The organism is Hymenobacter algoricola, assembly GCF_039539525.1.
Taxonomy (GTDB): Bacteria; Bacteroidota; Bacteroidia; order Cytophagales; family Hymenobacteraceae; genus Hymenobacter; species Hymenobacter algoricola.
The window spans coordinates 1-8,990 of sequence record NZ_BAABDH010000085.1 but is presented as its reverse complement, the minus strand read 5'-3'; the positions used below and the strand labels follow the sequence as shown (position 1 = coordinate 8,990).

The 8,990-nt window shown below is 53.2% G+C and carries 9 protein-coding genes; 5 read left to right on the top strand and 4 right to left on the bottom strand.

Features of this window, described 5'->3' with window-relative positions:
* Positions 1–293: 293 nt before the first annotated feature.
* The 3 genes from ABD842_RS14190 to ABD842_RS14180 form a co-directional block, all read right to left on the bottom strand.
* Positions 294–1,034, bottom strand: coding sequence for a hypothetical protein (locus ABD842_RS14190; RefSeq protein ID WP_345115160.1), 741 nt, complete (start codon positions 1,032–1,034; stop codon positions 294–296).
* Between the two features lie 49 nt (positions 1,035–1,083).
* Complete coding sequence (locus ABD842_RS14185; RefSeq protein ID WP_345115157.1) at positions 1,084–2,676, bottom strand: PKD domain-containing protein; 1,593 nt, start codon at positions 2,674–2,676, stop codon at positions 1,084–1,086.
* A gap of 468 nt (positions 2,677–3,144) precedes the next feature.
* Positions 3,145–4,125, bottom strand: coding sequence for a tetratricopeptide repeat protein (locus ABD842_RS14180; RefSeq protein WP_345115154.1), 981 nt, complete (start codon positions 4,123–4,125; stop codon positions 3,145–3,147).
* Between the two features lie 591 nt (positions 4,126–4,716).
* On the opposite strand from ABD842_RS14180, the gene ABD842_RS14175 reads away from it, so the two are divergent.
* From ABD842_RS14175 to ABD842_RS14165, 3 genes are all read left to right on the top strand, one after another.
* Complete coding sequence (locus ABD842_RS14175; RefSeq protein ID WP_345115151.1) at positions 4,717–4,845, top strand: type II toxin-antitoxin system HigB family toxin; 129 nt, start codon at positions 4,717–4,719, stop codon at positions 4,843–4,845.
* A 38-nt stretch (positions 4,846–4,883) separates the two neighbouring features.
* Positions 4,884–5,237: a helix-turn-helix domain-containing protein gene (locus tag ABD842_RS14170; protein ID WP_345115148.1), complete on the top strand. Its 354-nt coding sequence runs from the start codon at positions 4,884–4,886 to the stop codon at positions 5,235–5,237.
* Between the two features lie 96 nt (positions 5,238–5,333).
* The gene (locus ABD842_RS14165) at positions 5,334–5,828 is read left to right on the top strand and encodes a hypothetical protein (protein ID WP_345115145.1); all 495 of its coding nucleotides are present in this window, start codon (positions 5,334–5,336) and stop codon (positions 5,826–5,828) included.
* 5 nt (positions 5,829–5,833) lie between these two features.
* On the opposite strand, the gene ABD842_RS14160 is transcribed toward ABD842_RS14165, so the two are convergent.
* A complete protein-coding gene (locus ABD842_RS14160; RefSeq protein ID WP_345115142.1) occupies positions 5,834–6,826 on the bottom strand; it encodes a replication initiation protein in 993 nt (330 codons plus the stop codon).
* Between the two features lie 933 nt (positions 6,827–7,759).
* Between ABD842_RS14160 and mobC the strand changes: the two genes are divergently transcribed.
* Positions 7,760–8,056: a plasmid mobilization relaxosome protein MobC gene (mobC, locus tag ABD842_RS14155; RefSeq protein WP_345115140.1), complete on the top strand. Its 297-nt coding sequence runs from the start codon at positions 7,760–7,762 to the stop codon at positions 8,054–8,056.
* On the top strand, positions 8,053–8,990 hold a 938-nt coding region (locus ABD842_RS14150), incomplete at its 3' end, for a relaxase/mobilization nuclease domain-containing protein (RefSeq protein ID WP_345115137.1). The genes mobC and ABD842_RS14150, both read left to right, overlap by 4 nt.

The following is an 8,990-nucleotide window of genomic DNA, read 5'->3' as shown; positions in this document are numbered from 1 at the left end:
AGGATTTCCTTTTTGATAAACATCAAATTTTCTGCCGGCAATAATCACTGAATCAATTGGTTAGTTGCTTAGCGTGTAAAACCGCCCTTTTGGAACAAGAACCCCGCCAATGAGCGACTGCGGAAAGAAGGGTTATTTTACTACGACCAAGTGCAAGCTTATCGTAAGAAATTTCCCAGAGCCGCACCTTACTTTCCTCAATATGTGGCTCTTGCTACGCCTCAGGCGGATTCCCAATAGGGAAGCCATAATTTAGTGCAGTCATTCTACTGCCTTGGATAGCCGTCTACTACTCAGTTAAACCAGATAACTAATTCTGCAGCAGCAAAATTAGGTCGGCCTGTCAGTGTTCCTGTTGACGTTCGAGGGCTGCCAGGTGGACCTTCATAGCTGATCGTAGACGTATAATTTATCTTGGGAGTGTGGGTGAAATTATAGTTATACAAAAGACTTAGATCAACTCCGTTGAATAACCTCACACCCAATCCTAATTCAGTACCCATAAGCCATATAGGCTCCATCGAACTGGTATAGTCAAAGTTCACGGCCAAGTTATTTGCATAGGTTTCGTAAAATGAAAACTTGGTATGGTCTATTTGTATTCTTTGTGTTTCTACGCCCGCTAGCAAACCCCCGAACGTGCGAAGTTTCCTGTTGCCTCGCTCTAATATAGTATATGATAATCCATTGTAAAAACGATAATTACGACGTTCGGCCCGCCACGTGTGTGTAACTAGAAATGCGTTTGGTACTAAGAGAGCCACATCATAGTAAGTGGGCGTACTTAGGAAACGAGCCCCAAAGTTGTAAGCGATTCTAGAAGTAAGGGGTTTTTCTACATGCAAGCTGAGCATATATCCTATCTGCCCTTCTGCATGTACATAATCGTCACGTCCCTTGGTGGAAAAGTTTTGCGGATAGACGAAACTCCTAACCAACCCTGCGGATATACCTAACTTGAGTTTTCGCTGCTGAGCCGCACTATTGTAGACCCACAATGCACAAATCAATGACAACAGTATTTTTTTGTCCATAAAATGGGTATAGCAGGCAGTTATTACTGCCTGCTATAGTTTTGGTGAGTTAATCTATTTCTAGTTGGACTCGCGAATTGTACCGTACGCCACCAACTTCAACGTAATGCTGAGAACGGATAGACTGCCTCTTCAGCCGGTAAGAACTGCCCAGTGCTACATCAGTTTTGGCTGTATCGCCATTGTTGTCCCGATCATCATCGTTAATCGGCGTCTGATTCGCGCATTCAGCGCCTCCTTGTTGTGGGTAGTATACATTGCCATAAATGCGAGCATAAATTACTGGGGCCTTCGCTTGTTTCCACTTGCCTTTTCTTTTTTCGTAGTTTTTTGTCTTGACACCTACTCGGTGGTAAAACGGAACGTTGGTTGCCCATAATTTATACTTGAATTTTTTATCGGTCAAGTAATTATCTTCGTACTCTTTGTCGCGATCAAAGAAAACACTAATGCATTCGTTAGCAGGTACATTGACTTGAACTAAACGCTCTGCTACACAACCCTGATTGTTTTGAATATATAACCGGACTGTATATACACCTCCATTGAGGTAGTTATGGTAAAAGAAATGCGAGCGGTTTGCAGTCGGATAGGTAGTTACGTCCCCATCGCCGAAATCCCAGATATAGGTGAAGCGATTAGTATAATTATTGGCAAGCTCGAAGGTGAAATTCTGACCTAAATTAGTGACAGTAAAGTCGTATGCATTATTGGGAATAATTGTAGTGCAGTTTAAGGGCGTGTTGGTTGTTACAACGGTATGTGCTGTACTTTGGTTGGCGCAATAGCCACCTAGTCGTAAGATAACAACGTATGTGCCTGGTTTGTCATAACGATGGTTGGGTGCTCGCATCGAAGATACTATACCGTCTCCGAACTCCCAATTGTACACCCGGCCAGTTGAGGGACCAATGTCAGGAGTAAAGCTGAACGTAAGGCCATCAGAGGCTCTAGACGATACAAACTCGCTAGTACAGTCGGTAGGTCGGTTGGCAACGGAATTATCGTAATGGTATACTAGATTAGGGCTACTTGAATAGCTGCTGTCGCCTTGGCGATAAAGGCTGAGTGTGGTCCAGTCGTTGTTAGTGATTTCGAGAACCAAATGTTCGTTGACAACGACGAATATCGAGGTGCCAATCTTGATTTCTAATTGTGTATTAAGAAGGGTTCGTAATACGTCACTATCCACAAAAAAATCGTCGGGATCGTTAGTGCTTGACCATTGATCTTGGTCCATCAGTTGGCGTTCCTGTTGCTGGATCTCTACGCGCTTGGATACGTAACCGGGAAATTGGCGCTCGAAGCTGACCAAAGCACTGTCTTCGATGATAGGGTCGTCGTAACCTCCCTCATCCTGTGGGGGGCCAATGCTGCTACTAGTTACACCAGATTCTAGACTAAAAGGTGGAGTTGGGTTGTGACTGGCTGCAGCAAGGTCCTCCACTGTCCGGTCCAATGCTGCTTGGTTCGTGAATGAGAGCAAGCCGTTTTCGTACACCACCCCAGAAGAAGTGATAAAAGACTGCGCGCCAACGATACCTGAGGAATCATGCCTTTTCATATCGTCTAGTTTCTCACAACTAGTCGCACACAGAGCTATGGCCGATGCCAATGCCAGAACTAAGAATCTTTTATTCATGCGTTTATATTTAGAGAATTAAGAAAAAATTGACATGAAAAAAGCCCCAAACACTACTCTATAACGACTGACGTAGTCGTTGAAAAGAGTAAGCTGGAGCAATAGGGTAGTGAGGAAACTAGGGCGGTAATCACATGCAAGGTAATACTATGCTAGCAACTACCAAAAAATCATTTGATCTCTTGCCAACGAGGGATGATAAATAAGTAAAATCCCATAATTAAAGTAAGAAGTATTACGGACGAAAAACCACCACGATTCTAAGAGTGCGCTTATAACCGATGTTATGTTAAGGGACAAAACCGGGGCAGTGGGTACACTTTTTCTCTTTCCCCACTGCCCCCTAAATCCTGTTTGCCCCAGTCGTGAGAAAGCACTTGGTGGCGAGTTTACGAACTCACTCCCAGCTGAAGAAGCAAATCGACACTTTGTGCGGGGCTGCTGGCAGGGGTTTGCTCAAACAAGCCTCTACCGGCAGGTACTTTTCATGAGGCGCTTGATATCCTTTTCCGCCGCTGGAGTGTAGCTCCATTCCAGGGCTTGCTTCAACGCCTCGCACGCCCCACTGGAGTCTTTGGCTTTTAGTTGGGCCTGCGCAAGAAGGTAGTATATCTCGGTTTTGTCACGGGAGGGCACCAGCGTCAGGCAGTGTTGCATGTCCGCAATGGCCGCCGCGTGGTTGCCCGCATCGGTGTGGGCCAAGGCCCGGTTGACGTAAGCGCTCACATAGTGCGCGTTGATGCGGATTGCCTGCGTGTAGTCCGCCACGGCTTGGGGGTACTGCTTTTGCCCGTAGCGCAACCAGCCCCGGTTCAGGTAGGAAACCGAATCCTGCGGGTCCAACTGCACGGCGCGGCTCAGGTACTGAGCGGCACGGGCCGTGTCCCGTTGTTGCAGGTACCAGTAGCCGGTTCTACCATGAGCAAATGCATTGGTGGGGGCCAAGGCCAGCAGTTTTTCGTTCGTCGCAATAGCCCCGGTGTAGTCCCGGCGCAACGACTGACCATAGGCCTGGCTGGCGTAGTACTTCAGCAGCGCTTCGTTGCCTTTGTCGTGACGCTTGCCAAGCTGCAAAAACCGTTCGGCTTCCTCCGTCTGCCCTTGTTGCTGCAGGTACGCACTGAAGCCGTAGTACACGTCAGCCGCCGTGGAATCGAGTAACCAAGCTTGGTTGAAGCGCTTGATGGCCGTGGGCGCATGGTCAGTAGCTAGGTAGTGCCAACCAAAGTTGACATGGGCCTGCATGGCAGCCTGGGCCGTACCATACTTGCGCAGCGCCTGCGCAATAAACTCTTGGTCAGCTTGGAGGTACGCGGCCGTCTTGGTGAGTCCCCCGTAGCGCGGCCGCTCGTTGATTCGGTCTTTGGCCCGTAGTGCATCGGATTCGAGATACCTCGGCGTTGAGTCAAGGGAACGCTGCGCCTGCGAAGCCAGGGGCAGCCACAGCAAAACGCCCACTAATAGCCATGCTCGCATTCTGATTCTGATAAAGTTTGGATAAGCTCAAAAACAAACAACTTGCTAACTGCTAAGCTACGTGGTCGCACGACATTGGAAACTGAAAGACGACGCTAAGGCATGTTGCGCGGGCCAGATAACGTAGCACTGATGCATGGACACAAACAGTACACGCAAACGGTGATTCAAACAGCCACTGTCTTTCGGGCAGGGCCCGTTATCGGCGTCCAATAACGCCTTTGTGCCTACTTCTTCGTGTAGTGGAAGCGGCATTGCAGCACGTACACCAAGTCGGCCTCAAAGCGGTAAATGGGGTAGCGCAAGAGTAAGACCAGAAATTCCCGTTAGGGCAGTAGCACCGAATTTTTGCCGGACAAGCTGTCTCAAAATACGGGCGTTTTAACGCTGCTAAGGCATTTTTGAATGACACGCCGCTTCTGCCCCACAAATGCGTCTCGTTTGGTTATCTCGCTAATCAGCGGCTCCTACCACCCATAGAACGTGACTTATTGAGACAAAAGCACCTGCTGCGTGCTAAATTCTGACGCTAGGAGTGCCTAACGGGAATTTCTGTTCTTACTCTTGCGCTACCCCAACCACTACCGGCTGGTGGCCCAAGTATTGTTTTCGCTGCGCACCGTCGATATCCGGCGCATCATGACCCACGCCGATTACAGCAAGTTGAGTAAAAAGCAGTTGCAAGACCTCTGAGGTCGTATTTCTTCCCTTTTGTTCTACTCCCCAAGCCCGTGAACCTGACTACCGAAGCCGAGCACAAAGCCGCCGTGAAGCAATTCCGGACGCTGGCCACCGACGAAGAAGCCAACCACGCCCGCCTGCTGGTGCTGCGCGACGCCATCCACGCCTTTGAGGAGGCGAACGGCCACAACCCTGGCCCCCCGACCACCGTGGCCGGCCGGCTGCAGGTGGAGATGTTCAAGCGTCGGCTGAAGCAAAAGCAGCTCGCCCAGCTGCTGGAGGTGGGCGAGTCGCGCCTGAGCGAGGTGTTGCGCGGGCGGCGACCAGCCAACGGCGACTTCCTGCGCCGCATGTATCAAAAGCTGGGCATCCCGGCCGCAGAAGTCTTGGAGTTAACGGCTTAGCGGTTCTGCTAGTCGGTAAGACAAGTGGTAAGACAGTTGGTTGGGTGGCCCATTTGGGCGTACCTATGCGTCTTACACCGTGTAATACGCCCTGCTATGCCGCCCAAATTCAGTCTGACAGATACGCCAACCGGTAAGACAACGTCCGAAACCAGTCTTACCGAAACGGAAACAGGTAAGACAATGCCCGAAATCAGTCTTACCGAAACCAGTGCTGGTAAGACAGCCAACGAATCAACTAGTGCTGACCATCTTATGGTGGGTAAGGCCGGTAATAAAGGGGGACGCCCGCCCAAGCCGGTCAGCACCACGGCCGTCACCTGGTCCGTACGGGGGGTAGAGCGCGAAACACGGGCCATGTTAGAGAAAGCGGCAACTCGCGCCGATAAGACGCTCGGGCAGTACTTCAATGACGAGGTGCGGGCATTTGTCCAAGGGCAGCTTCGCCAAGGGGAGGCCCCGCAATTGCCGGCGAGTCCCCGCGACTTGCAGGCGCAGGTGGAGCAACTGACCCAGATGGTAGAGGGCATTGCGTCCCGGTTAGCCGAACCCGCCCGAAAGAGCCTCTGGCAGCGCGTCTTTAGCAAGTAGGCGGGCTAGGCCTGCTTTTTGGTTGCCGCGTCGAACAGCGGCCCGTTTGTAGGCTTTTTAAGACCCAGGATGGTGAGCAGAAGCCCCGAGAGGGAATGGGCCTTGGCGTGCTTGCCGGTTTTCAGGTCGTGGGCGAACTTGTTGCAGGCCGCCACGTGCGCCGCGTTGGCCAGGATTGTGGCCACCAGCTCTGGCGTGGTAATGCTCAGCTGCGCGAGCAAGCGGCCGGCGTTCTCCACCTGGTGCGGAGCCATGCCGACTGGCGAGGGTGCCGCGTCGGGCACCAGGTCGAAAGGAATAGGCATGGCCACGGCTTGCTTGCCCACCGTGAACAACAGGCTCTCGAAACTGCGGCCGCGTTTGAGCAGGCGGTAGCCGATGTTTAGGTCGGTTAACTCGTTGATTTGCTTAACCGAAATGTCTAATACTTTGCGTTTAAACATGGATACCTCGCTGTACTCTTCATTGCCTTTGGCGTCTACTAACCCCAGCATGTGCTTGAACTCGATTAGGCCAAATTTGGGAGTTTCGCCTTTGTCTTTCCACTGGCTGCATAGCGTGTAGACGCGCTTAGCGTGCTTACTGGTGAGCAGTAGCGCGGCTTGTAACTCGAACGAAGTGAAGTTGGCCTGCAGGTCGAACAGGAAGGGGATGGCTGGTTCGGTGAACTCGACGCGCAGCCGGCCCGAGCCGATAACATAATCCACGCGCTTGAAGAGCCAGAGTTGGCGGAACACCTTTTGGCCCAACTCGTCGGTCGTTTCCAACTCGAAGCAGCGCGAACCCATTTCTTTGGTGGCTTCGCGCAGACGCTTGTAGTTGTACTGCTTGCCTGTTAACTCGCTCATAGCCGGCACGGAGATTTCGTAGACGGACCCCGGTTGCCCTTTGCGTAGTTGCGAGAGCAGGTAGAAGAACACATCAAGCTGAGTTTCGCTGTATTCGTAGCGAGCTGTAGTCAGGGCGTTATGTTGACGGACTTGTAAACCCAATTTCATAGCATATTAAGCTAGTTAAGAATGCAATACTACGTTAAAAGAACTAAATAAAAGAACTGTCTGGATAAAGGTTCGCTTTAGCTTACCAAAAGTTCGGGTTAACCTTACCAAAGGTTCGTTTTGCCTTACCAAAAGTTCGCTTTAGCTTACCAAAAGTTCGCTTTACCTTACCAAAAGTTCGCTTTCCGGTTGTGGTTCATTGAAAATCAACTAGTTATGAGGCCTACAAATAGAACAAATAACTAAAATATCACAATTTGTGACTCGCGCGAGAAAAAAAAGGCTTTTAGGGACTGTTCGGGGGTACAACGGCGCGAACAAAACAAAACCAGCAAAGTTCTAGAAGCCAGTAACTTGCGCGAATTTCATAAAATGTATATTATTAGTAATCAAAGGTTTATAAACTTACTTGTCGGGCTTATGTACTGCTATGGGCCAGGGAGTGCGGGGGAGTGCTGAGGCAAACGAAACGGGGGCAACTCGTGAACCAGGGCAACCAATGGGGCGGTGGGGGAGGGGGCCGAGCAGCATACGGTAGCGAGGTGGCCAAGTAGCTAAGTAGTCAGAAAATGGGCAGCGGTACGGTGCTGGCGAAGGGGAAAAGCGGGACGATGAAACAGTGGCCACCAAGAGCCAAGAGGTAGCGAGGTAGCGAAGGGGCTAGAAACTGAGGAAGGATGCAGGGGTAGGCAGTGCCGGCGAAAAAGGATAGCCGGGAAGTTGCGCAGGTGGGCCGTATCCGTACCTTAGAGGCCCGTGTAGGAGTCGTTCGGTAGTGTAGCAAGTTATGTTTTTCGCTTCGCTCAAAACACGTTCGCCCTCTGGGCTCACTAAACTTGTCCCTTCGGGGACCGCCTGATGCCACCCGACCAGCCCCCCCGCCGCCGAGGCCGACAGCCGAAGACCACCCCCCACCAGGTGCATACCGTGTCGGTGCGACTGACCAAGGCAGAGCACCGTGAGCTGGCCACCGAAGCGAAGGACTACCGCAAGTCGATGGGCGAGGTATTGCGGGCCGTGTGGGCCGGTACCCCCGACGCGGCCCGCCCGCCCCGGCCGCGCACGGTCGAGGAAGTGGCCCAGCTCCGGCAGCTCATCGGCATGGCCGGCAACCTGAACCAGCTCACCAAGCAGCTCCACGCCGGCCACCACGTGAGCGAGGCGGCCCGGCAGGTATTGGTGCAGCTCTACCGGCTACTCGAGGACTTAGCCCCCGATTCGACGCGATGATAGGCAAGGTGAAAATCGGCAAGAGCTTCGGCGGCATTTGCCGCTATGTGTTCGGGGAGGAGAAGGGGGCCGAGGTGCTGGCCACGGAGGGCGTGCGCGGCACGTCGGCGGAGCACATGGCGGCGGATTTCAACGCGCAGCGGGAGCTAAACCCGAATTTGGGCAAGGCCGTGATGCACGTCGCGCTGGCCTGGCCCGCCGAGGAGAAGGCGCAGCTGCCCAACGAGCGGATAGAGGAGATTGCCCGCGCCTACCTGAAGGCGATGAAAGTGGACCCGGAGGGGACGCAGTGGGCCTTGGTGCGCCATAAGGACCAGGACCACCCCCACGCCCATTTGATTGTCAACCGGGTGGACAACGCGGGGGCCACGGTGAGCGACCAGCACAACTACCGCCACAGTCTGGAGGCGTGCCGCCAGCTGGAAAAGCAGTACGGCCTGGTCAGTGCCCAGGAAGTGAGCCAGGACAACCGCCGCGCTGAGCGGGAACAGTTGCCGGAGCGGGCGGCGGCCAAATTGTACGTACAGGACGCGCTGAGCCGGCACTTGCCCCACGCCACGAGCACCGAGGAGCTGACGGCGGCGCTGCAGCGGGACGGTATCGGGGTGCAGGCCACGTACCAGAAGGAGAAATTGCAGGCCGTGGTGTTCGAGTACGAGGGCCAGCACCTAAAAGGCAGCGAGTTGGGCCGGGCGTACAGTGGCAACAATTTGGCGAAGACCATCGAGGTGCAGCAGCAGCGGGCGGAACTGAGCACGGGTGGCCAGCAGTACGGCCAGCACAGGCTAGAACTAGAATTAGAGGCGTTCGGCCGGGAGTACGCCGCGCAGAAGGAGCAGGCCGAGAAACAGGCCCAGGAGCGCACGACCCCCCAGCAGACACCCAAACGCCAACAGCCCACCATCAAGCGCAGCGGCGGCTATGAAATGGGCGA

Coding starts and splice junctions, on each gene's coding strand:
- ABD842_RS14190 (WP_345115160.1), bottom strand. CDS start 1,034: ATGGACAAAAAAATACTGTTGTCATTGATTTGTGCATTGTGGGTCTAC.
- ABD842_RS14185 (WP_345115157.1), bottom strand. CDS start 2,676: ATGAATAAAAGATTCTTAGTTCTGGCATTGGCATCGGCCATAGCTCTG.
- ABD842_RS14165 (WP_345115145.1), top strand. CDS start 5,334: ATGCCGCCCAAATTCAGTCTGACAGATACGCCAACCGGTAAGACAACG.
- ABD842_RS14160 (WP_345115142.1), bottom strand. CDS start 6,826: ATGAAATTGGGTTTACAAGTCCGTCAACATAACGCCCTGACTACAGCT.